This window comes from Streptosporangium sp. G11, assembly GCF_051192615.1.
Classification (GTDB): Bacteria; Actinomycetota; Actinomycetes; order Streptosporangiales; family Streptosporangiaceae; genus Streptosporangium.
Genome location: NZ_JBPJUQ010000005.1, coordinates 157468 through 178990, shown reverse-complemented (window position 1 = coordinate 178990; position 21523 = coordinate 157468). Strand labels below are relative to the sequence as shown.

Genomic DNA, 21523 nt, shown 5'->3' with positions numbered 1-21523 from the left:
CTAAGACAGTGAAGCGCTAAGACAGCGAGTCCTAAGACAGCGAAGGGATGGCGACGATGCCGCAGGGCAAACCCGTCAGCGTGCCCGAGGACGGCCTGACCACCAGGCAGCGCCGCACCCGGCCGCTGCTGATCGTCCACACGGGGCCGGGCAAGGGCAAGTCCACCGCGGCCTTCGGCCTGGCCCTGCGCGCCTGGAACCAGGGCTGGCCGATCGGGGTCTTCCAGTTCGTCAAGTCCGCCAAGTGGCGCATCGGCGAGGAGCGGGCACTGCGGGTGCTCGGCGACTCCGGTGAGGGCGGGCCGGTCTCCTGGCACAAGATGGGCGAGGGCTGGTCCTGGATCCAGCGCCCCGGCAGCGAGGAGGACCACGCCGCCGACGCCCGCGAGGGCTGGGAGCAGATCAAGCGCGACCTCGCCGCCGAGACGTTCCGCCTGTACGTGCTCGACGAGTTCACGTACCCGATGAAGTGGGGCTGGATCGACGTCGACGAGGTGGTCGAGACCCTGAACGGGCGCCCCGGCGGCCAGCACGTCGTCGTCACCGGCCGCGACGCCGACCCCCGGCTGCTCGACGCCGCGGACCTGGTCACGGAGATGGGCAAGATCAAGCACCCCATGGACGCCGGGCAGAAGGGTCAGAAGGGCATCGAATGGTAGCCCGGCTGGTCATCGCGGCCCCTGCCTCCAGAGCGGGCAAGACGACCGTGGCGACCGGCCTGATGGCCGCCCTCGCCCGCCGGGGCATGGCGGTCTCCCCGCACAAGGTGGGGCCCGACTACATCGACCCCAGCTACCACGCCATGGCCACCGGCCGTCCCGGGCGCAACCTCGATCCCTGGCTGGTGGGGGAGGATCTCGTCGCCCCGCTGTTCCTGCACGGCGCCGCCGGGGCGGACATCGCGGTCGTGGAGGGAGTGATGGGCCTGTACGACGGCGCGGGCTCCACCGAGTTCGCCTCCACCGCGCACGTCGCCAGGCTGCTCGGCGCCCCGGTGGTCCTGGTCGTGGACGCGGCCAAGCAGAGCCGCTCCGTGGCGGCGCTGGTGCACGGGTTCGCCTCCTACGACACCCGGATCAGGCTCGGCGGGGTGATCCTCAACCGGATCGGCTCCGAGCGGCACGAGGCCATCTGCCGCGAGGCGCTCGCCGAGAGCGGGGTCCCCGTGCTCGGCGCGATCCGCCGCAGCGACGCCGTCGCCACCCCCTCCAGGCACCTGGGCCTGGTTCCCGCCGCCGAGCGCCGCACCCAGGCCGTGCGGGCCATGGACGCCGTCGCGGACCTGGTCGCCGCCTCCTGCGACCTGGAGGAACTCCTGCGCCTGGCCCGTACCGCGCCGCCGCTGCCCGCCGTCCCGTGGAGCCCGGGGCCGCCCGCCGCTCCCGTCACGAGGATCGCGGTCGCCGGGGGGCAGGCGTTCACCTTCGGCTACACCGAGCAGGCCGAGCTGCTGGCGGCGGCGGGCGCCGAGGTCGTCCCCTTCGACCCGCTCGTCGACGAGGCCCTCCCCGAGGGGGTTCGCGGGATCGTCATCGGGGGCGGTTTCCCCGAGGTCTACGCGGCCGAGCTGTCGGCCAACGAGCCGCTGCGCGACCAGGTCGCCGCGTTCGACGGGCCGATCTCGGCCGAGTGCGCGGGCCTGCTGTACCTCGCCAGGAGGCTGGACGGCAGGCCGATGTGCGGGGTCCTCGACATCGAGGCCAGGATGACCGGCACCCTCACCCTGGGCTACCGGGACGCGGTGGCCGTCCGCGACTCGCCGCTGACCAGGGACGGGGAACGCTACCGGGGCCACGAGTTCCACCGCACCGCGGTCGAGCCCGTCCCCGACCGGCCGCTGTTCCGCTGGCGTGGCGGCGCCGACGGTTTCGCCGACGGCCGGATCACCGCCTCCTACCTGCACCTGCACTGGGCCGGTAGTCCCCGGCTGGCCTCCAGGTTCGTCGAGGCCTGCCGCCGGGTCCCGGCCATCTGACGTCCTCATGGTTCGGGATGATTCGAAGGGTTCTGTGCCTATTAGAGGCGATTGGAGCCCATTCAAGATGCTCTAAGGCTGTTCAGTTGATTCTGAGGCCGTTCAGGCTGGTTTGAGGTCGATCAGAGGTCGGGGAGTACACCGCCCGATTTCACTGATCCTGGTAACTCTATCCGTCCTGTTTGTCCATTTGTTTGGAGAAACGTGCCTCGCTTGTCCGTCGTGGAACATCTCCGGCTCGCGGGACCCGGACTCGCGCGGCGGGAGCAGGGATGAAAGGCGCCTCACCTCCGCTGGACGTGCGGTGAAGGGCCGCGCGAGGCCCTAGGTGAACGAGTCGGGGGGCAGCCGGGCGGCGGGCAGTCGTGGCGGGGCCAGGGCCACCCCCTCCGTGTGGAGGATCGCCGACAGCATGCGGCCCGCCTGCCCCATGCTGATGCGGGCCGCCGGGGCACGGTGAAGCAGTCCCTCCAGGACGGGCCGCAGCACTCCCGCCCGCGTCGCCGGCTCCCGGTGGCGGCCCCCGCCGGGGTCACGCGGCGCCGGCGCGTCGGAAAGGGGGCGCGGCGGCCGGCCCTCCACCGCGAAGTACAGGCTCGCCCCGAACGACCACAGGTCGCTCGCCGGGGTCGGCGGCCCGCCGCGCAGCCGCTCCGGCGCGACGAAGGCGGGAGCGTGGGGGAGCGGCACGGTCGTGGAGGTGTCCGGGTCGCCGTGCAGCGCCGCGATGCCGAAGTCGGCCAGCACCACCCGGTCGCCGGTCAGCAGGATGTTGCGCGGGTTGATGTCCCGGTGCAGGACGCCCGCCCCGTGCGCGTGGCGCAGCCCGCTCAGCAGCTGGAAACCGATCCACGCCGCCCAGTGAATCGGCAGGTGGCCCAGGTGTCGTACGGTCTCCTTGAGCGTGAGGGCCTCCAGCAGTTCCATGACGATCCAGAGCCGCCCGCCCTCCTCGAGCAGGTCGTGCACGGAGATCACCGCCGGGTGGTTCAGCCTCCCGGCCGAGCGCGCCTCGCGCAGGGCCCGCCGCCGCGCGTCGGGCATGTCCGCCCCGCCCTCGCCGAACCGGGGCTGAATCTCCTTGATCGCCACATTCCGCCTGAGCAGGGAGTCGTGGGCCCGCCACACCGTGCCCACACCGTCCCGCCCGATCGGCGAGGTCAAGTGATAACGATCGCCTAGCAGGCGTGCCTTCCCCGCGTTTGTTCCCACGAATCACCTGCTGCACATAGAAGCCGGGCCCCTCAGCTGGTTCATATTTCCACCTGAAAGAGCACACTATGCGATTACCTACGGTGATTCTCTGTAACAATTTAGACGCATGGGCATGATGGAATGTTGTTTCATGTCCGTAATACCTGATTGTGAAATCAGGAAAATCGCCCGGGGCGGGCGAACGCGTTTCGGAAACACCCGTGAACGGCCTCAGGCGGCGCTGAAGCAGCGCACGTCATCCAGCATCTTCGAGGTCCGCTCGGCGCTCAGCCGCGCCCGCGGGTCCTTGCGCAGCAGTCCCCGCAGCACCGGCTCCAGGGCGCCCGCCCGCTTCGGCGCGCGCGGGGGCTCGCGCAGCGCCGCCACCAGCGCCGCCATCGAGTTGACCGTACGGAACGGAGTCCTGCCCTCCACCGCCATGTACAGCGTCGCGCCGAACGACCACATGTCCGCCTCGCGGGTGCCGCCCCTGCCCTGCAGCGCCTCCGGCGCGATGAACGCCGGGGTGCCCCGCGTCGAGGTCGTCGCCGCGCCCTCCGGGGCGGCGAAGCCGAAGTCGGCCAGCACCACCCGGTCGCCGGTCAGCATGATGTTGGCGGGCTTGATGTCGCGGTGGATCACCCCGCCGTCGTGCGCGTGCCGCAACGCCTCCAGCAGGCGGCACCCCATCGCCGCCACGAGGTCCACCGGGAGCGGGCCGGCCTGCACGAGAGTGTCGTGCAGCGTCAGCGCCTCCAGGAACTCCATGACGATCCAGAGGCGCTCGGCCTCCTCGGTGAGGTTGTGCACCGTCACGATGCCCCGGTGGCTCAGCCGCGCCGCCATGCGCGCCTCCCTGACCACCCGCCGCCGCTGTTCGGCCGCGGCGGCTCCGGGTGGCAGGGGTATCTCCTTGAGGGCCACCTCGCGCTCCAGAAGCAGGTCGTATGCGCGCCAGACGACGCCGGTCGCCCCCTGGCCGACGCGTGAGACGAGCTTGTATCTGCGCGCGATGATGGTACTCACTCCCCAATGATCGCAGTTTCCAGCCGCGAAGGCCTACCTGGAACGTTCCTTATCTCCTTGGAGGCGTGGGATTCGTCCGGATTTCGCGGGTGACGATGCTCACACGAAGCTCACACGAAGCCGATCCGGTGCCCGAGGGCTCGTGCGCGGCCCGTGCCGGCCCATGTGACCCGCACGGGCCGCACGGGCCGTGTGAGGGTCACACGAGCCCGACGCCGAGCAGCAGCGTGCCCGCGCCCAGCGAGACCCCGCCCGCCGGAACCAGCCAGATGAGCCTGTTCGGCTTCGTGTCGGAGGGGCGCACCACGGACAGGAAGAAGCCCAGTGGCATCAGGATCGGCGCCGCCACGATCAGGACCCGGGCCAGGTCCCTCAGGCCGCCGGACAGGTCCGCCTGGTCGATGTAGAGCATCGCGACGAGCGCGAAGAGCACCAGGACGCCCGCGTGCGCGTGCCCGGCCCGCCACAGGCCGCGCCGCACCGGATTGTCCATGTATCCGGGGACGCCGCGCATGATGTGGCCCAGCAGGGAGACCCCGCCGAAGGCCACGGCGGGCACGGTGATGAGGAGGATTCCCGCTGTGCTCAGCGACGACGGTGACATGAGAGACCCTCTCGTTGGATAGTAAAGCTAGCCAATTATTGGATAGGGCGGCTATCCAGTCAAGGGTGCGCGAATTTGCCTCAAGGCCGTCGGGGGAGGTTCTCTGGCGGACAGGACCTCGGCACGACCCGTGCGGGCTCCCGTAAAGATCGCGGGACGATCCGCGCGCAATGTCGCCCGGTTCGGGGAAGATATGAATCAGATCCGTCCCCCAGGTGGAGGTGCCACACATGGCAAGCAAGGACACCGGCGGCCAGAAGCAGACCGGCCGGACCGACAAGGAGGTCGAGGAGACCGCCGCGGCGGAAACCTCCGACGTCCAGGAACGTCACGAGAAGCTCTCCGATGACGTCGACGCGATCCTCGACGAGATCGACGAGGTCCTTGAGGAGAACGCCGAGGAGTTTGTGAGGAGTTACGTGCAAAAGGGCGGACAGTAGGTTCGCCTGGTGCGATTCAGGGTCAGGGGTGCGGGCGGACCCGGCGGGGAGCCGGGAAACCCGTCCTGACCACGGGCCCGGCTCGGCTCGCGCCGAGTCCGGCGGGCGGGTGACGTACGGCCGTCCCCCGCCGGGAGCGCCGTTCCCGGTGCTCCGCCTCCGGCCGCCGTGGCAACGCCGAGTCGATCAGGGGAGACCCCTCCGGGAACGGTTCCCGGAGGGAATGAGAACCGTCCGGGGCGCGAAGCGGGAAGGCGCGGGCCGAATCCGGCCGTGACCGTTCCCGGCCCGGCGGCCCCGCCGTGCCCATCGGTCCCGTCACCTCCGTCACCTCCGCCACCTCCGTGTCGAGGGCCGGCGCGGTGGAGAGGCGCGGGCACCGGCCCCCGCGCCGTCCTCGCCCGCGACGTCCTTTCCGCGAGCATCGCCCCACGAGCACCACCCCGCGAGCCCGCCCCGCGTCCTTCGCGGACACCCCGAGCCTTTCCGCGGGCATCGTCCCCCTGTCCTTCGGACACCCCGGACTCTCCGTGAGTCCGTCCCCGCGTCCTTCGCGGGCGTCCCGAGTCCCTCCGTGAGCCCGTCCCCGCCTTCTGTGCGGGCATCGTCCCGTGTCCTTCGCGGTCCGGGCGGGCCGTCGCCACCTTCGCCGTATCCGCCGCATTTGTCGCGTTTGTCGCATTCGGGGGGATCTGTGATGGATCCGGAGGTCGGGGATGATCACCCGTAAAGATTCAAAAGCCCGGCGCAGGTGGTTCGCGCTGAGCTGATCCAGGGAAGTGCAAGCAGCACGGCAAGATGAGTAAGGTCGGGCCTTAAAGGACTGCACCTTTGGAGGGAGTCGCGTGGGATCTCACAGGGACCTGCCCGCCGGCATGGTGAATCACATCTTTACCGACACCGGGAGCTCCTCGTTCACCGAGTTCGTCAGGTCCCATTCGCCGGACTTGCTGCCTGGCCGTAACGAGGTCCTGGCAACCCCGGTGGGCGATCAGATCCCGCACGCCACCACGATCGTCGCGGCGATGTGCGCCGGTGGCGTGGTGATCGCGGGCGACCGCCGGGCGACCTCCGGCAACATCATCTCCCAGCGTGACATGGAGAAGGTGTTCCGCACCGACGACCACTCGGGCATGGGCATCGCCGGGGCGGCGAGCACCGGCATCGAGATGGCCCGCCTCTACCGGGTGGAGCTCGAACACTACGAGAAGCGCGAGGGCCGCACGCTCTCGGTGACGGGCAAGGCCAACCGGCTCGCCACGATGATCCGCGGCAACCTGCCGATGGCCATGCAGGGGCTCGTGGTCGTCCCGCTCTTCGCCGCCTACGACCCCGACGTCGACGGTGGCCGCATCTTCAGCTACGACGTGGGCGGCGGCCCCTACGAGCAGAGCCAGTACCACTCGATCGGGTCCGGCTCGATCTTCGCGCGGGGCGCTCTGAAGAAGCTCTACCGCGAGGGCGCCTCACCCGAGGACACCGTGCTGACGCTGATCCACGCCCTCTACGACGCGGCCGACGACGACTCGGCGACCGGCGGCCCCGACGTGATCCGCAAGATCTGGCCCGTCGTCGCGGTGATCACCGCCGACGGATACCGCAGGCTTTCCGACGAGGAGGTCGGAGAGCTCGTCCAGGTCGTGATCGAATCCCGGGCGAACCGTCCCGACGGCCCCACCGCCCCGCTGCGCTAACACGAGAGGATCACCCCAGGTGTCCATGCCTTTTGGATATGTCTCGCCCGAGCAGCAGATGCGGGACAAGGCGGACTACGCGCGCAAGGGGATCGCGCGGGGCCGTAGCGTCGTCGTCCTGCAGTACGAGGACGGCATCCTGTTCGTCGCGCCCAACCCGTCCCGGGCCCTGCACAAGATCAGTGAGATCTACGACAAGATCGGGTTCGCCGCGGTCGGCCGCTACAACGAGTTCGAGGCCCTGCGCCTCGGTGGCATCCGATACGCCGACATCAACGGCTACACCTACGCCCGCGACGACGTCACCGCCCGTGGCCTGGCCAACCTCTACGCGCAGAACCTCGGCCAGATCTTCACCGAGTCGCTGAAGCCGTTCGAGGTGGAGATCGTGGTCGCCGAGGTCGGCGACTCCTCCGACGAGGACCACATCTACCGGCTGACCTTTGACGGCTCGGTCTTCGACGAGGCGGGCCTGGTGGCCATGGGCGGCCAGGCCGAGGCGGTGGCGAGCCGTCTCAAGGAGCGCTACCGCGACGGCCTGCCGCTGGGCGAGGCGCTGGAGGCGGCGCTGTTCGCGCTGACCGAGCCGGGAGGTGAGCGCTTCCCCGCGAGTCAGCTGGAGGTGGCGGTGCTCGACCGCAACCGGCCGCACCGCAAGTTCCTGCGGCTCAACGGTCCCAGGCTGGAGCGGCTGCTGGCCGAAGGGGCCCCCGCGGCCGAGTCGGCCGCCCAGGCGGCCAGGGACGAGAGCCCCCTCTCCGCGCCCGAGACGCCCGGCGCCCCGCCGACCGCGCCCGACGGCGACATCGACACCGGATCCAGCGGCTGACCGCGCCCACCGGCGCCGCCGGTGCCGCGCCGGACGGCTGACCCGTACGGCGCGGGAGGTCCCGCGCCGGAAGGCCACCCCCGTCGGCACGGCATGAGACACGACACGCACGGCCTCCGGGGGCACTCCCGCGCCCGGTGGCCGGTCGGTGACGAGGGAGTGCCGCCCTGCCCGGGGCGGCGCTCCGCTGTGACCTGGATCACACCTGTTCCAGACAACCGATCCCATCCCCGGGCGGTCACAGTCTGTGTGAAAAACACCACCCTCCGGGCCTGGACCAGGTTCACTCCTCCCCGGACCGCCCCCGCCGCCTCGCGACGGCCCGGCGCGGCGCTCGCCCTGCTCGCGGCCGTGGCACTGGCGTCCGGCTGCGCCGCGGAGCCCACCCCGGCCCCGGCCGCGGCCTCCTCCGCCCCCGCTCCGGCCTCCTCCGCCTCCTCGACGGGCGCGCCGGACGTCGCGGAGTCCACCCCCGCCGCCAAGCCCGCGGCCACCCCCGAGCTCTTCGGCACCGAGTTCCAGGCCGCTCCCGAGCACGACTGGAGCAAGGGGCAGCCGCCGCCCTTCGAGGGCGTCCTGCGCGGCTGGCTCACCGACGTGGACGACGACGGGGTGGCCGAGTACAGGCCGATCCGCTTCGCCCAGAAAGGCGGCGAGGACGGCCACTTCGACGGCCCCGAGGAGGGCGACGTGGTCCGCTACAGGGCGCCCATCGCCGAGGACGTGAGGTTTCTCGCCGACAGCGGCTGCGACGGCACGACGCAGACCTACGACAAGGCCACCAACCTCGGCACCGAGAGCTGCACCCGCGAGACGCTGATCGGCAACGTCAAGGAGGCGGCCTCCCTGGCCGGGGTGGAGGGCCTGTACCGGCCGGCCCTGATCACCACCGAGAACGGCAGGATCACCAAGGTTGTCGAGATCTTCTGGCAGGGCGGAGGCTGATCGGGGCCGCCGATCCCGGCGCCCGCGCACCCCTCGCGCCCGGTGACGACCGGGCGCGGGCCGCGTCCGCGCTTAGCCGCTCACAGCCTGGGGCATAAGCCGTACGACCGAAAACCCCATGATCCCTCCCGCGAGAGGGGTTCGGCGAATAGTGTGAGGCAATGGATCGTCGCATCTTCGGGCTTGAGAACGAGTACGGCGTCACCTGCACGTTCAGGGGGCAGCGGCGGCTGTCACCCGACGAGGTAGCGCGTTATCTATTCCGCCGTGTCGTCTCCTGGGGCCGATCGAGCAACGTCTTCCTGCGCAACGGGGCACGCCTGTATCTCGACGTGGGAAGCCACCCGGAGTACGCGACCCCCGAGTGTGACAACGTCGTGGAGCTCGTCACCCACGACAAGGCGGGCGAGCGCATCCTGGAGGGCCTCCTCGTCGACGCTGAGAAGCGCCTTCGCGAGGAGGGCATCGCCGGCGACATCTACCTGTTCAAGAACAACACCGACTCCGCGGGCAACTCCTACGGCTGCCACGAGAACTACCTGGTCGGCCGGCACGGCGAGTTCGGCCGCCTGGCCGACGTGCTGATCCCGTTCCTGGTCACCCGGCAGATCATCTGCGGGGCGGGCAAGGTGCTGCAGACCCCGCGTGGAGCGGTCTACTGCGTCTCCCAGCGGGCCGAGCACATCTGGGAGGGCGTCTCCAGCGCCACCACCCGGTCGCGCCCGATCATCAACACCCGCGACGAGCCGCACGCCGACGCCGAGCGCTTCCGTCGCCTGCACGTCATCGTCGGCGACTCCAACATGAGCGAGACGACCATGCTGCTCAAGGTCGGCGCGACCGACCTGGTGCTTCGCATGATCGAGGCCGGCACCGTGATGCGCGACCTGTCCCTGGAAAACCCGATCCGGGCCATCAGGGAGGTCTCCCACGACATGACCGGGCGGCGGCGGGTCCGGCTGGCCAACGGCCGGGAGGCGTCCTCGCTGGAGATCCAGGAGGAATACCTCTCCAAGGCCCGCGACTTCGTCGACCGCCGCGGCGGCGACGAGATCAGCCACCGGGTGCTGGAGCTGTGGGAGCGCACGCTCAACGCGGTCGAGACCGGCAACCTCGACAAGGTCGCCCGCGAGATCGACTGGGTGACCAAATACCAGCTCATCGAGCGCTACCGCAAGAAGTACGACCTGCCGCTGTCGAGCCCCAGGGTCGCCCAGCTCGACCTCGCCTACCACGACGTGCACCGCCGCCGAGGCCTGTTCTACCTGCTGCAGAAGCGCGGCGCGGTGGAGCGGGTGGCCTCCGATCTGAAGATCTTCGAGGCCAAGTCGGTGCCGCCGCAGACCACCCGGGCCCGGCTGCGCGGCGAGTTCATCCGCAAGGCGCAGGAGAAGCGCCGCGACTTCACCGTCGACTGGGTGCACCTGAAGCTCAACGACCAGGCGCAGCGCACCGTGCTGTGCAAGGACCCCTTCCGCAGCGTCGACGAGAGGGTCGACAAGCTCATCGCCGGAATGTGACGGTCATACTTCGGCAAGCTCGTCCCGGCCTTACCTCCTACGTACGCCGGGACGGGTAGTGTGGCGCGAACCTGACGTCTGCTTGAGGGATACCTATGCGCCGCCGCAGCATGGCCGTACTGGCCGCAGTGCCTCTGATGTTCGCCGCAGCATGCGGCTCCGGCGGGGGCGTGGCCACCGGCGCCTCCAGTCCTGCAAGCAGCAGCGGGGTCACCGAGCTGCAGGTGACTGGGCAGGCCGGTGCCAAGCCGACCGTCGCCTTCCCGCCGAAGGTCGTCGAGACCTCCTCCTTCAAGGTGCTCACCCCCGGCACCACGGGGGAGGCCGCCAAGCTCGGCACCAGCGTCATCGCCAACTTCACCGTCTTCACCTGGGACGGCAAGGAGAACAAGCTCGCGGGTTCGACCTACGACGAGGGCGGGCCGCAGGTCATCACGCTCAACGAGCAGGTCCCGGAGATCCTCCGTAAGGGCTTCGCCGAGACCAAGGGCGGCGGCAGGTTCATGTCGGTCGTCGCCAAGGACGCGCTGCCCGCCGAGCAGCAGGCGCAGGCCCCTCCGGGCCAGTCGCAGGTCTTCGTGGTCGACGTCGTGGGCGTCCCTCAGGAGAAGGCCGCCAAGGGCACCGCGACCGACGCCGATCTCGACGGCGTCAAGGTGGAGAACCCGGCCGGCGACGCCGCGCCGAAGCTCACCACCAAGACCAAGGAGAAGGCTCCCAAGGAGCTCGTCGCCAAGACCGTGATCAAGGGCACGGGCCCCGAGGTCAAGAGCGGCCAGTCGATCCTGGTCCAGTACGCCGGGAAGATCTGGGGATCGGACGTCGAGTTCGACAGCAGCTGGTCCCGCGGCGCCCAGCCGATCATGTTCCAGATCGGTACCGGCAAGGTCATCAAGGGCTGGGACCAGGGTCTGGTCGGCGTCCCGATCGGCAGCCGGGTGCTGCTGAGCATCCCGCCGGACCTCGGTTACGGCAAGGCGGGCTCCGGCGACAAGATCAAGGGCACCGATACCCTGGTCTTCCTGGTCGACGTGCTGGGCGCCTACTGAGCCCGCTGCTCTGATCCTCTGATCTGACGTTCCGCCTCGGCGAGGCCCACCGGGCCGCCGCCGGGGCGACCCGCCCCACCCCGGAGCCCGGCCGTGCGCGCACGGCCGGGCTCCGGGCTTTCCCGGACCGGGTCCGGGTCCGGGAAGGCGCGGGCCGGGCTCGCCCGCCGGGCCTCATGCGTCCTGGCCGCCCCCACCTCGGCGGCGCGGTGGATCCCCGGCAGGCACGGGCCGGCGCCGGCCGAGGGGACGGAACCCCCAAGGACCTCTACGACAGCAGCGAGGCCGCGTGGCGCCCGGCGGCGGCCGAGGCCAGGAAGTAGGCCAGGTCCTCGTCCAGGCCCCGGCCCATCGTCGACAGCCGTACCGGAGACCCCAGCAGCGCCTCGTACAGCCCGTCCACCGGCACCTCGACGAGCTCGTGCCGCGCGGCGAGCGGGCGCGACTGCTCGGCCACCCGCCTGCCGAAGTCGCCGGGCAGCACGGGGACGGCGATCTGGGCCGGGGCCAGCGCCACCCGGCCGTAGGCGGTCAGCGAGTGGTGCGAGACCCCGATGTGGCGCTCGCGCAGGTCGCCCTCGCTGACCCGCAGCGCCGCGACCGGGCGGCCTCCCAGGACGGCGGCGGCGTTGACCGCCTCGCCGGCCGAGACGCCGGAGAAACCCCAGCGGGTGCCGCCGCCCAGGTTGCCCGGCCCCTGGGTGACGATCGCGACGTCGGCCTCCAGGACGTGCCTGGCCGCCAGCAGGCCCGTGTGCGGGGTCACCACCTCCACGTCGCCGCCGAAGGACTGCCCGGCGGTGACGACGCCGCACAGCCAGCCGGTCTCCCGCAGGCGCGCGCACGACATGGAGAACCAGGCGGGCAGCGCGCCCCCGTCGAGCATCACGTAGGCGACCCTGACGGGCCTCGCGCGCTCCTCGCCGGGTTCCTCCGCGGTTTTCCCGGGGCCCGGGGGATTGGGGCCGTACAGGCCGCAGAGAATCGCGGGCAGGGCCGAGTGCAGGTCAGCGACGATCACCGGCATGCCGTCCACGGAGTCGGCGTCACGCAGGACCTCGTGAAAGGGCGAACCCTGCTCGTCCGCGCCGAGGACGGTGGCCTGCAACGGGGTGTAGCGTGCCTTCACCAGGTGTCCGGGGCCTTGAGGATCTTGTGGCAATCGGTCGGGAACAGCCACCACCATGGCGTAGCCTCCCGTACCGAGACCCATCGCGAGCGCGGTCGTGTTGAGCAGCACCACATCACCGGGCTCGGGGCGTCCCACCAGGGCGGGATAGGCGAGCGCGCGCGCCTCACCGTCCTCGGTGGTCACGTCGAGTTCCACCGCCCCCGGCCATTCGCGCCGGATCCGTACGACCTCGCCCCTGCGCCATCTGATCACGGGGGAAGGGTAGCGTCACTCGAACAGGGAGGAGGCCGGATGTCGCGCCGGAAGACCGAGCGGCTGCTCAATCTCGTGATCTGCCTGCTGGCCACGCGGCGGCCGCTCAGTGCCGAGCACATCCGCCAGGCGGTGCCGGGCTACGACGCCGACAACGACGAGGCCTTCCAGCGGATGTTCGAACGGGACAAGAACGAGCTGCGGGAGATCGGCATCCCGATCGAGGTCCACAAGGACCCGTGGGAGGAGGATCCGGGCTACCGGATCGTCCGCTCGGCGTACGAGCTGCCGGAGATCACCCTGGAGCCGGACGAGGCCGCCGTGGTGGGCCTGGCGGCCCAGGTGTGGCAGCGGGCCAGCCTGGCCGAGGCGGCCAGCGGGGCCCTGCTGAAGCTGCGCGCCGGGGGCGTGCAGACCGACGAGGCCCACGGGGTGCTCGGCGGGGCGCTGGAGCTGCGCGTCGACACCCAGGACCCGTCCTTTCCCGCGCTGTGGGAGGCCGTGCGCGACCGGCGCGCGGTCCGCTTCGCCTACCGGGCGGCGGCCAGCCAGAACGTGCTGACCCGCACCGTGGAGCCGTGGGGCGTCGTCAGCCGCCGGGGCCGCTGGTACATGGTCGGCCACGACCGCGACCGGGACGCGCCGAGGGTCTTCCGGCTCAGCCGGATCAGCGGCACGGTCACCACCGTCGGCCGCCCCGGCGCCGTGGTGGTGCCCGAGGGCGTCGACATCAAGTCCATGGTCGGGTTCAGCGACGCCGCCGTCCGCGAGCGCACCGCCCTCATCCGGGTCAGGCGGGACACCTGCCAGGGGCTGCGCCAGGTGGCGAAGGCGGTGCGGCCCGCCGGCGACGGCTGGGACGAGCTGGACGTCGACTTCACCGACCCCGGCCGGCTGGCCGGGTGGATCGTGGGCTTCGCCGCGGACGCCGAGGTGGTCGGCCCGCCGGACGCCCGTGACGCGGTCATCTGCCGCCTGAAGGGAGCACTCGCGTGAGCACGGCCGATCGCCTGCCCAGGCTGCTGGCACTGGTTCCCTACCTGATGTCGCACCCCGGGGCCCAGGTGCCCGAGGTCGCGAAGATCTTCGGGCTGAGCGAGAAGCAGCTCATCGACGACCTGCAGCTGGTGTGGATGTGCGGGCTGCCCGGCCACACCCCCGGCGACCTGATCGACGTGTCGTGGGACGGCGGGGAGATCGTCATCGACAACGCCGAGACCATCGCCCGCCCGCTGAGGCTGGGCGTGGACGAGGCGAGCGCCCTGCTGGTGGCGCTGCGCCTGCTCGCCGAGATGCCGGAGTTCGGGGAGCGCGACGCGCTGGCCCGGGTCATCGCCAAGTTCGAGCAGGCCTCGGGCGAGGGCGCGGCGGCGGTCAGCAGCCAGGTCGCGGTGGAGGTCGACGCCGCGCCCGACGCGCTGCCCGTCGTCAACGAGGCGCTGCGCAGCCGCAGGCGGCTGTCGCTGCGCTACTACGTGCCGGGACGCGACGAGATCACCCCGCGCGAGGTCGACCCGATGCGCCTGGTCGTCGTGGACGGCCGCCCCTACCTGTCGGGCTGGTGCTACCGGGCCGAGGCGGTCCGGCTGTTCCGGGTGGACCGGATGCTCTCCGTCGACGTGCTCGACGTGCCCGCCGACCCGCCCGCGGACGCCGTGGCCGACGAGGTGACGCCCGGGGTGTTCCGGCCCTCGCCGACCGACGAGCTGGTGGAGCTGGAGCTCACCGCCGCGGGCCGCTGGGTCGCCGAGTACTACCCGTGCGAGCGGGTCGAGGAGCTGGGCGAGGGCCGGGTGCGGGTGGCCCTGCGGGCCAGGGACCAGGGCTGGCTGGTACGCCTGGCGCTGCGCCTCGGCGACACCGGCAGGGTGGTCTCGCCCGCCTCGCTGGACGCGAGCGTCCGGGCCGCGGCCACCGCCGCGCTGAATCGTTACGAGTCGGTTTCCTGACGTACGGGGCTGGAGTCTCCCGACATGAGCTGGATCATCGCCGCGATCTCGCTGGCCTTCGCCGGGCTGGCCGTCCTGGCCTTCCTGGCCGTCCGCGTGCTGCGTGCGGCCGCCGAACTGGGCCGCGAGGTCGATCGTACGGAGGGAAGGCTGGAGCCGGTTCGGGTCCTGTTCGGCGAGCGTACGGCGACTGTACGGGGCCAAAGGGATGAGTCTGTCTCCAGGGGAGCGTACGATCGGGGGCAGAGACTGCACGTCGCCCGGCGTAAGGATGTGTAATGCCCAACCTCGGACCCACTGAGCTGATCATCATCGGCCTGATCCTGGTGCTGCTCTTCGGCGCCAAGAAGCTGCCGGAAGCCGCCCGCGGGCTCGGCCGGTCGCTGCGCATCTTCAAGTCGGAGACCGCCAAGCTCCGCGACGAGGATGAGCCGCAGAGCGCGACCGCCACGGTCGTCCAGGCGCAGCCCCAGCCTCCCGCCCCGGCCCCGCAGCCGATCCCGGCGGCGACCCAGGCCCCGGCCCCCGCGCCGAGCGCCGAGGAGGAGGCCCGCCGGCTTGAGGAGCAGGCCGCCCGGTTGCGCGCCCAGGCCGGAGCGCCCAAGTCGCAGTGATCGGCGGTAGCCTGAAGATCTACCCTGATCACTCGACTCGTCACCCCAGGATTCGCGAATGGCGCTGCTGAAGTGGCCCAAACCGGGCCGGAACGGGGCGGCACCACCGCCCGCCGAGGCGGGCGACGGTCGCATGCCGCTCATGGAGCACCTGCGCGAGCTGCGTAACCGGCTGGTCATCGCCCTGCTCGGTCTGATCGCCGGCATCATCGTCGGTTTCATTTTCTTCGACCCGATCTGGCAGTTCGTGTCGGCTCCCTACTGCGGGCTTCCCCAGGCGCAGGAGCTGCGGCCGGGTCAGTGCACGATGCTGATCCTCGGCGTCTTCGACTCCTTCTTCGTGAACCTCAAGGTCGCGGCGATGTTCGGCCTCGTGGTCTCCTCGCCGGTCTGGCTCTGGCAGATCTGGGGCTTCGTCACCCCGGGCCTGTACCGCAACGAGAAGCGCTACTCGATCCTGTTCATCCTGCTGGCCGTCCCGCTGTTCCTCGCGGGCGCGGCCCTGGCCTACTTCGTGATGGACACGGGCCTGTCGATCCTGCTGGGCTTCGCCCCTCCGGGAACGCTGACCGGCATCACGATCGACGAGTACCTCGGCTACGCGCTGATCATGCTCATCGTGTTCGGCATCTCCTTCGAGCTGCCGCTGCTCATGGTGTTCCTGAACATCATCGGGGTGCTGCCGCACGCGCTGGTGGCCAAGCACCGCCGCATGGTCATCTTCATCATGTTCGTCTTCGGCGCGGTCGCCACCCCCGGCGGCGACCCGTTCACGATGGTCGCGCTCGCCCTGCCGATGGTGCTGCTGTTCGCCCTGGCCGAGGGGTTCATGTACCTCAGGGAGAGAAGGCAGTCCAAGCGCGAGGACTTCTCCCACCTCTCCGACGACGAGGCCTCCTCGCTCGACGACGACCCATCCTCGCTCGACGACGCCTCGCCCCTGGGCGACGTGACCCCCGTCGGCGATCCGGCTCCTATCGATTCGAGAACGACCGACACCGATCCCAGCAGATAGGGGATAAGTTCCGGTCTGTGCCCGCAGAGATCGCAGTCCTCGTCAACCCCGCCGCCCGCGGCGGCCGTTCCCGGGGGCTGCTCTCCCCGGTGCTCGACCGCCTGAGGCAGGGCGGGCGCGAGGTCTCGGTGATCCTCGGAGACTCCGCCTCCGACGCCCTGGAGCGCGCCTGCACGGCCGTCGCGGAGGAGCCGGAGGCACTGGTGGCCTTCGGCGGCGACGGCCTGGTCCATCTGGCCCTCCAGGCGGTCGCGGGCAGCGGCGTGCCGCTGGGCGTCATCCCCGTGGGCACCGGCAACGACATCGCCGCCGCGCTCGGCATCCCCCTGAAGGCGCCGCTGGCCGCCGCCGACACCGTGCTGCGCGGGCGGGTGCGCACGGTCGACGCCGCGAAGGTGGGCCGGGACGAGTGGTTCGCCGGGGTGCTGGCCTGCGGCTTCGACTCCCGGGTCAACGAGCGGGCCAACGCGAAGACCTGGCCGCCCGGCATGGCCAGATACCTGGTCGCCCTCGCCGAGGAGCTGCGCTCCTTCCGGCCCATCCCGTTCAGGATCGACCTGGACGGCGAGATCGTCGAGCGTGAGGCGATGCTGGTCGCGGTCGGCAACACCTCCTCCTACGGCGCGGGCATGCGCGTGTGCCCCGGCGCCGTCCCCGACGACGGCCTGCTGGACGTGACGATCCTCGGCGCCATCCCCAAGGGGGAGTTCCTGCGCACCTTCCCCCGCGTCTACCGGGGCTCCCACGGCACCCACCCCGCCATCACCATGCACCGCGCCCGCCGGGTGACCCTGGAGGCTCAGGGAGTGATCGCCTACGCGGACGGCGAGCGGGTCGGTCCCACCCCGCTGACGTGCGAGATCGTCCCCGGGGCGCTGGAGGTCCTCGTCTAGGCCGGCCGCGCGGTCGCCGTCGTTCCGGCGGCCGCCCGCGGTCCCGCCGCGGCCGGCTCCGCCCCGGGAGGGCCGCCCGTCACGCGGGCCCGGGTGTCAGGCCGAGCGGCCGGGGCCGGGCAGGACGCGTTCGACCATGCCGGTCACCAGGTCGTGGACCTGGCTTTCCGGAAAGATGTCGGGCAGCGTGAGCCGTTCCATGATCAGCCAGTTCAGCGCCAGATAGAGCAGGACCACGGTGGTCGCGTCGCCGGGCAGGCCGGACCGCGTGTGGTAGCCGATGTTGGCGTCGATGTCGGCGCGGATGCGTTCGGTGAGCAGGTCGCGCAGCTCCGGGCGGCGGGTGGCCTCCAGGCGCAGTTCCAGCAGTGCCAGGTATCCGGAGCGGAAGGTGCTGACGCGGTCCACCAGGTCGTGCATGAGCTCGGTGACCCTGTCGCGGTCGCGCGGCCCCTCCAGCGCGGCGGCCATCACGCCCGGGTCGGGCTCCAGCCGCTCGTAGAAGCGGTGGCCGACCTGGATGAGCAGGTCGTCGCGGTTGCCGAAGTAGTTGGAGGCCGTGCCGGTGGGCACCCCCGCCTCGACGTCGACGGCGCGGAAGGTCAGTCCGCGCGCCCCCTCACGGGCCAGGACCTCGATGGCCGCGTCGAGGAGCGCCGCCCGCCGTGCCGGGTTCTGCCGCATCGCGTTCTCTCCCTGATTCGACGTTGACACCACTTCAAGCGTAGTACTACATTCAAACCACTCCAGACAGAGTACTACGCCGATCACCCCAGGCAGGGCCGGACCGCCGGTGGACCCCGGGACCGCACCCGGTGCCGCGGGACGTCGGTGGTCCGCACCACCTGAAGATCATGAAGAGGACAGCGTATGCGAAAGCTCGTTTACTACATCGGCATGACCATCGACGGCTTCATCGCCGCCCCCGACGGGAGCGCCGACTTCTTCCCGGTGACGCAGGACGTCCTCGACTTCATCGTCGAGGACTTTCCCGACACCCTGCCGACGCACGTGCGCGAGCAGCTGGGCGCGCACGTCGTCCCCAACCCGAACTTCGACGCCGGCGTGCAGGGGCTCGCCACCTACGAGCCCGCCCTGCGGGCCGGGATCACCAGCCCCTACGCCCACCTGCGCCAGTACGTGGTCTCCACGAGCACCGGGGAGAGCCCCGACCCCGCCGTCGAGATCATCTCCACCGACGTGGCCGGCAGGATCCGCAAGCTCAAGGCCGAGGACGGCAAGGACATCTACCTGGTGGGCGGCGGCCGCCTGGCGGGCAGCCTGCTCCCGGAGATCGACGCGCTCGTCATCAAGCTCTACCCGGTGGTCGCCGGCGCCGGGATTCCCCTGTTCACCACTGATTTCTCCCCCACGCCCTTCACGCTCACGGGCACCCGCCCGCTCCAGAACGGCACGGTCATCCTCACCTACGACAGGAAGTGACCACCGTGGCGGCCCGCGGCCCCGGTACGCGTCCGTACCGGGGCGGTTTTCCCGCCGCCGCGGCCGCGAACGCGTCCCCGGATCCCGGGAGAAGGCGGGACGGACCGGAATCCCGATATCGGTAGGCTGGAGGCATGACGACCCCAGCGGAACGCTACGCTGCCTTCCGTCAGAGCCAGGCTGAGAGTGGGCCAGCGCTGACCTCGTTCCGCGGTCTGTACGACTTCGAGCTGGACGACTTCCAGCTCGACGCCTGCCGGGCGCTGGAGGCGGGCGACGGGGTCCTCGTGGCGGCCCCCACCGGCTCGGGCAAGACCGTCGTGGGCGAGTTCGCGGTGCACGTGGCCCTGCAGGAGGGCCGCAAGTGCTTCTACACCACCCCCATCAAGGCGCTGTCCAACCAGAAGTACAACGACCTGGTCAAGCGATACGGCACCGACAAGGTGGGCCTGCTCACCGGTGACAACAGCGTCAACGGCGAGGCCCCCATCGTCGTCATGACGACCGAGGTGCTGCGCAACATGCTCTACGCCGGGTCCTCCACCCTGGCGGGGCTCGGCTTCGTCGTCATGGACGAGGTCCACTACCTCGCCGACCGGTTCCGCGGCGCGGTCTGGGAAGAGGTGATCATCCACCTTCCCGAGTCGGTGCGCCTGGTCGCCCTGTCGGCCACGGTCAGCAACGCCGAGGAGTTCGGCGAGTGGATGGGCGAGGTCCGCGGCGACACCAGCGTCATCGTCGACGAGCACCGCCCGGTCCCGCTCTGGCAGCACATGCTCGTCGGCAGCCGCATCTACGACCTGTTCGTCACCGGGGACGAGGACCGGCGCCCGCAGATCAACCCCAACCTCCTGCGCATCGCCAAGGACGAGGAGCGCCAGGCGTACGGCAGGGGGCGCCGCGGCTACTCGCGGCCCCGCAGGAACGGCCCGCCGGACCGGGCCGCGGCCATCGAGCGACTGGACGCCGACGGCCTGCTGCCCGCGATCACGTTCATCTTCTCCAGGGCCGGCTGCGACGCCGCCGTCATGCAGTGCCTGCACGACGGCATCCGGCTCACCACCGACGCCGAACGCCACGAGATCCGGCAGATCGTCGACGAGCGCACCGCGCACCTGCCCGACGAGGACCTGGGCGTTCTCGGCTACCTGGAGTGGCGCGACGCCCTGGAGCGCGGCCTGGCCGCCCACCACGCGGGCATGCTCCCGGCCTTCAAGGAGGTCGTCGAGGAGCTGTTCACCCGGGGCCTGGTCAAGGCCGTGTTCGCCACCGAGACCCTCGCGCTGGGCATCAACATGCCCGCCCGCTCCGTGGTGATCGAGAAACTCGACAAGTGGAACGGCGAGACCCACGCCGACCTCACGCCCGGCGAGTACACCCAGCTCACCGGGCGGGCCGGGCGCCGCGGCATCGACGTGGAGGGCCACGCGGTCGTCCAGTGGCAGCCGGGCACCGACCCGCTCCAGGTCGCCGGCCTGGCCAGCACCCGCACCTACCCGCTGCGCTCCAGCTTCCGCCCCTCGTACAACATGGCGGTCAACCTGGTCGGCCAGGTGGGCAGGGAGCGGGCCAGGACCCTCCTGGAGTCCTCGTTCGCGCAGTTCCAGGCCGACCGGGCCGTGGTGGGCATCGCCAAGCAGGTGCGCCGCGCGGAGGAGGCCCTGGAGGGCTACCGCCAGGCGATGACCTGCCACCTGGGCGACTTCGAGGAGTACGCCGCGATGCGCAGGGCCCTGTCCGACAGGGAGGCCGAGCTGTCGCGCCAGCGCGGCGCGGCCCGCAGGACGCAGGCGCTGCGCTCGCTGGAGGCGCTCAAGCCCGGCGACATCATCAGGGTGCCCGGCGGGCGCCGCGCGGGTCTGGCCGTCGTCCTCGACCCCGGCCTCAACTCCCGGGGCGAGGGGCCCTCCCCGCTGGTGCTGACCATCGGCAAGCAGGTCAAGAAGCTGTCACCGGCCGACTTCCCCGTCCCGGTGGAGCCGGTCGAGCACCTGCGCATCCCGAAGAACTTCAACGCCCGCTCGCCCAAGGAGCGGGCCAACCTGGTCTCCTCCGTGCACGCCAAGATCGGCGACCGCGACTTCGGCAAGCCCGTCAGGGCGCGAGACCACGCCGCCGAGGACGACGAGATCAACCGCCTGCGCCGGGAGATCCGTCAGCACCCCTGCCACGGGTGCGACGAGCGCGAGGACCACGCCCGCTGGGCCGAGCGCTACTACAAGCTGCTCCGCGAGACCGAGGGCCTGCGCCGCCGGGTCGAGGGCCGCTCCCACGTCATCGCCCGTACCTTCGACAAGGTCTGCGGGGTGCTCGACCAGCTCGGCTACCTCGACGGCGAGAGCGTCACCGCCGAGGGCCGCCGCCTGGCCCAGCTCTACACCGAGCTGGACCTGCTGACCGCCGAGTGCCTGCGCTCGGGGCTCTGGAACGACCTGGACGCGGCCGAGCTGGCCGCGTGCGTGTCGTCACTGGTCTTCGAGTCGCGGCAGGCCGACGACGCCCGCCAGCCCAGGATCCCCGCGGGAGCGGCTCAGAAGACGCTGGCGGACATGGTGCGCCTCTGGGGGGAGCTGGAGTCGATCGAGGGCGACCACGGCCTGTCGTTCATCAGGGAGCCCGACTTCGGCTTCGCCTGGGCGGCCTTCCGCTGGGCCAAGGGCCACACCCTGGACGCCGTGCTCCGCGACGGTGCCGCGGGCGCGGAGCTGGCCGCCGGAGACTTCGTCCGCTGGACCAAGCAGCTGCTCGACCTCCTCGGCCAGATCTCCGACGCCGCCCCGGCGGGGAGCAAGGTCAAGCAGACCGCGGGCAAGTCGATGGACGCCCTGCGGCGCGGGGTGGTGGCCTACTCGTCCCTGACCTGAGTCCCGCTCCCCGGTGGGCCGCCGTCCGGACGGCGGCCCACCGGCGGGCCTCAAGGGTCCGGCGGGGCCGGGCGGGTTTCGCGAG

Annotated in this window: 21 protein-coding genes; 16 read left to right on the top strand and 5 right to left on the bottom strand. The window is 71.1% G+C overall.

Annotation, left to right across the window (positions count from 1 at the left end; translation table 11 throughout):
* Window positions 1-56 precede the first annotated feature (56 nt).
* Window positions 57-659, top strand: coding sequence for a cob(I)yrinic acid a,c-diamide adenosyltransferase (cobO, locus tag ACSDR0_RS07680; protein WP_435288043.1), 603 nt, complete (start codon window positions 57-59; stop codon window positions 657-659).
* Window positions 653-1975, top strand: coding sequence for a cobyrinate a,c-diamide synthase (locus ACSDR0_RS07675; protein ID WP_435288042.1), 1323 nt, complete (start codon window positions 653-655; stop codon window positions 1973-1975). The genes cobO and ACSDR0_RS07675 overlap by 7 nt, the downstream gene beginning before the upstream one ends.
* A gap of 324 nt (window positions 1976-2299) precedes the next feature.
* Here the strand turns inward: ACSDR0_RS07675 and ACSDR0_RS07670 are convergent, their stop codons facing one another.
* The 3 genes from ACSDR0_RS07670 to ACSDR0_RS07660 all read right to left on the bottom strand — a co-directional run bounded on the left by ACSDR0_RS07670 (window position 2300) and on the right by ACSDR0_RS07660 (window position 4799).
* Window positions 2300-3139: a serine/threonine-protein kinase gene (locus tag ACSDR0_RS07670; RefSeq protein ID WP_435288041.1), complete on the bottom strand. Its 840-nt coding sequence runs from the start codon at window positions 3137-3139 to the stop codon at window positions 2300-2302.
* Between the two features lie 261 nt (window positions 3140-3400).
* Window positions 3401-4195 (bottom strand): serine/threonine-protein kinase, encoded by a 795-nt coding sequence (locus ACSDR0_RS07665; RefSeq protein ID WP_435288040.1) that lies wholly within the window; start codon window positions 4193-4195, stop codon window positions 3401-3403.
* Window positions 4196-4394: 199 nt separating this feature from the next.
* Window positions 4395-4799 carry a hypothetical protein gene (locus ACSDR0_RS07660; RefSeq protein WP_435288039.1) on the bottom strand — a complete coding sequence of 135 codons (405 nt, stop codon included), beginning with the start codon at window positions 4797-4799 and terminating at the stop codon, window positions 4395-4397.
* Between the two features lie 230 nt (window positions 4800-5029).
* On the opposite strand from ACSDR0_RS07660, the gene ACSDR0_RS07655 reads away from it, so the two are divergent.
* The 6 genes from ACSDR0_RS07655 to ACSDR0_RS07630 all read left to right on the top strand — a co-directional run bounded on the left by ACSDR0_RS07655 (window position 5030) and on the right by ACSDR0_RS07630 (window position 11276).
* Entirely contained in the window at window positions 5030-5239 is a 210-nt protein-coding gene (locus ACSDR0_RS07655; protein WP_435288038.1) for a ubiquitin-like protein Pup, read from the top strand.
* A gap of 875 nt (window positions 5240-6114) precedes the next feature.
* Window positions 6115-6933, top strand: coding sequence for a proteasome subunit beta (gene prcB, locus ACSDR0_RS07650; RefSeq protein ID WP_435288137.1), 819 nt, complete (start codon window positions 6115-6117; stop codon window positions 6931-6933).
* A 25-nt stretch (window positions 6934-6958) separates the two neighbouring features.
* Window positions 6959-7762 (top strand): proteasome subunit alpha, encoded by an 804-nt coding sequence (gene prcA / locus ACSDR0_RS07645; protein ID WP_435288037.1) that lies wholly within the window; start codon window positions 6959-6961, stop codon window positions 7760-7762.
* 249 nt (window positions 7763-8011) lie between these two features.
* A complete protein-coding gene (locus ACSDR0_RS07640) occupies window positions 8012-8707 on the top strand; it encodes a hypothetical protein (RefSeq protein WP_435288036.1) in 696 nt (231 codons plus the stop codon).
* Window positions 8708-8868: 161 nt separating this feature from the next.
* Complete coding sequence (pafA, locus tag ACSDR0_RS07635) at window positions 8869-10227, top strand: Pup--protein ligase (protein WP_030904553.1); 1359 nt, start codon at window positions 8869-8871, stop codon at window positions 10225-10227.
* Window positions 10228-10322: 95 nt separating this feature from the next.
* Window positions 10323-11276 carry an FKBP-type peptidyl-prolyl cis-trans isomerase gene (locus ACSDR0_RS07630; RefSeq protein WP_435288035.1) on the top strand — a complete coding sequence of 318 codons (954 nt, stop codon included), beginning with the start codon at window positions 10323-10325 and terminating at the stop codon, window positions 11274-11276.
* Window positions 11277-11544: 268 nt separating this feature from the next.
* Here ACSDR0_RS07630 and ACSDR0_RS07625 read toward each other — a convergent pair whose 3' ends face one another.
* Complete coding sequence (locus tag ACSDR0_RS07625; RefSeq protein ID WP_435288034.1) at window positions 11545-12660, bottom strand: DUF3866 family protein; 1116 nt, start codon at window positions 12658-12660, stop codon at window positions 11545-11547.
* Between the two features lie 39 nt (window positions 12661-12699).
* Between ACSDR0_RS07625 and ACSDR0_RS07620 the strand changes: the two genes are divergently transcribed.
* The 6 genes from ACSDR0_RS07620 to ACSDR0_RS07595 are packed head-to-tail and all read left to right on the top strand — an operon-like array spanning window position 12700 to window position 17131.
* The gene (locus tag ACSDR0_RS07620; protein ID WP_435288033.1) at window positions 12700-13656 is read left to right on the top strand and encodes a helix-turn-helix transcriptional regulator; all 957 of its coding nucleotides are present in this window, start codon (window positions 12700-12702) and stop codon (window positions 13654-13656) included.
* Window positions 13653-14609, top strand: coding sequence for a helix-turn-helix transcriptional regulator (locus ACSDR0_RS07615; protein ID WP_435288032.1), 957 nt, complete (start codon window positions 13653-13655; stop codon window positions 14607-14609). Before ACSDR0_RS07620 ends, ACSDR0_RS07615 begins: the two co-directional genes overlap by 4 nt.
* A 24-nt stretch (window positions 14610-14633) precedes the next feature.
* Window positions 14634-14888 (top strand): hypothetical protein, encoded by a 255-nt coding sequence (locus tag ACSDR0_RS07610; RefSeq protein ID WP_435288031.1) that lies wholly within the window; start codon window positions 14634-14636, stop codon window positions 14886-14888.
* Window positions 14888-15223 carry a Sec-independent protein translocase subunit TatA gene (gene tatA, locus ACSDR0_RS07605; protein ID WP_435288030.1) on the top strand — a complete coding sequence of 112 codons (336 nt, stop codon included), beginning with the start codon at window positions 14888-14890 and terminating at the stop codon, window positions 15221-15223. Before ACSDR0_RS07610 ends, tatA begins: the two co-directional genes overlap by 1 nt.
* A gap of 58 nt (window positions 15224-15281) precedes the next feature.
* Complete coding sequence (gene tatC / locus ACSDR0_RS07600; protein WP_435288029.1) at window positions 15282-16238, top strand: twin-arginine translocase subunit TatC; 957 nt, start codon at window positions 15282-15284, stop codon at window positions 16236-16238.
* A 17-nt stretch (window positions 16239-16255) separates the two neighbouring features.
* Window positions 16256-17131 (top strand): diacylglycerol/lipid kinase family protein, encoded by an 876-nt coding sequence (locus tag ACSDR0_RS07595; RefSeq protein ID WP_435288028.1) that lies wholly within the window; start codon window positions 16256-16258, stop codon window positions 17129-17131.
* Between the two features lie 96 nt (window positions 17132-17227).
* On the opposite strand, the gene ACSDR0_RS07590 is transcribed toward ACSDR0_RS07595, so the two are convergent.
* On the bottom strand, window positions 17228-17815 hold the full coding sequence (locus tag ACSDR0_RS07590) for a TetR/AcrR family transcriptional regulator (protein WP_435288136.1): 588 nt from the start codon (window positions 17813-17815) through the stop codon (window positions 17228-17230).
* A gap of 186 nt (window positions 17816-18001) precedes the next feature.
* Here ACSDR0_RS07590 and ACSDR0_RS07585 point away from each other — a divergent pair, with 186 nt between their 5' ends.
* Both ACSDR0_RS07585 and ACSDR0_RS07580 read left to right on the top strand, forming a co-directional pair.
* On the top strand, window positions 18002-18574 hold the full coding sequence (locus ACSDR0_RS07585) for a dihydrofolate reductase family protein (RefSeq protein WP_435288027.1): 573 nt from the start codon (window positions 18002-18004) through the stop codon (window positions 18572-18574).
* 134 nt (window positions 18575-18708) lie between these two features.
* On the top strand, window positions 18709-21438 hold the full coding sequence (locus tag ACSDR0_RS07580; protein WP_435288026.1) for a DEAD/DEAH box helicase: 2730 nt from the start codon (window positions 18709-18711) through the stop codon (window positions 21436-21438).
* Window positions 21439-21523 lie beyond the last annotated feature (85 nt).

Bases quoted from the DNA above. Each gene is read 5' to 3' on its own strand.
- prcA (WP_435288037.1), top strand. From the start codon at position 6,959: ATGCCTTTTGGATATGTCTCGCCCGAGCAGCAGATGCGGGACAAGGCG.
- ACSDR0_RS07585 (WP_435288027.1), top strand. From the start codon at position 18,002: ATGCGAAAGCTCGTTTACTACATCGGCATGACCATCGACGGCTTCATC.
- tatC (WP_435288029.1), top strand. From the start codon at position 15,282: ATGGCGCTGCTGAAGTGGCCCAAACCGGGCCGGAACGGGGCGGCACCA.
- ACSDR0_RS07630 (WP_435288035.1), top strand. From the start codon at position 10,323: ATGCGCCGCCGCAGCATGGCCGTACTGGCCGCAGTGCCTCTGATGTTC.
- ACSDR0_RS07610 (WP_435288031.1), top strand. From the start codon at position 14,634: ATGAGCTGGATCATCGCCGCGATCTCGCTGGCCTTCGCCGGGCTGGCC.
- cobO (WP_435288043.1), top strand. From the start codon at position 57: ATGCCGCAGGGCAAACCCGTCAGCGTGCCCGAGGACGGCCTGACCACC.
- ACSDR0_RS07620 (WP_435288033.1), top strand. From the start codon at position 12,700: ATGTCGCGCCGGAAGACCGAGCGGCTGCTCAATCTCGTGATCTGCCTG.
- ACSDR0_RS07675 (WP_435288042.1), top strand. From the start codon at position 653: ATGGTAGCCCGGCTGGTCATCGCGGCCCCTGCCTCCAGAGCGGGCAAG.
- pafA (WP_030904553.1), top strand. From the start codon at position 8,869: ATGGATCGTCGCATCTTCGGGCTTGAGAACGAGTACGGCGTCACCTGC.
- ACSDR0_RS07660 (WP_435288039.1), bottom strand. From the start codon at position 4,799: ATGTCACCGTCGTCGCTGAGCACAGCGGGAATCCTCCTCATCACCGTG.
- ACSDR0_RS07655 (WP_435288038.1), top strand. From the start codon at position 5,030: ATGGCAAGCAAGGACACCGGCGGCCAGAAGCAGACCGGCCGGACCGAC.
- ACSDR0_RS07590 (WP_435288136.1), bottom strand. From the start codon at position 17,815: ATGCGGCAGAACCCGGCACGGCGGGCGGCGCTCCTCGACGCGGCCATC.
- ACSDR0_RS07580 (WP_435288026.1), top strand. From the start codon at position 18,709: ATGACGACCCCAGCGGAACGCTACGCTGCCTTCCGTCAGAGCCAGGCT.
- prcB (WP_435288137.1), top strand. From the start codon at position 6,115: ATGGTGAATCACATCTTTACCGACACCGGGAGCTCCTCGTTCACCGAG.
- tatA (WP_435288030.1), top strand. From the start codon at position 14,888: ATGCCCAACCTCGGACCCACTGAGCTGATCATCATCGGCCTGATCCTG.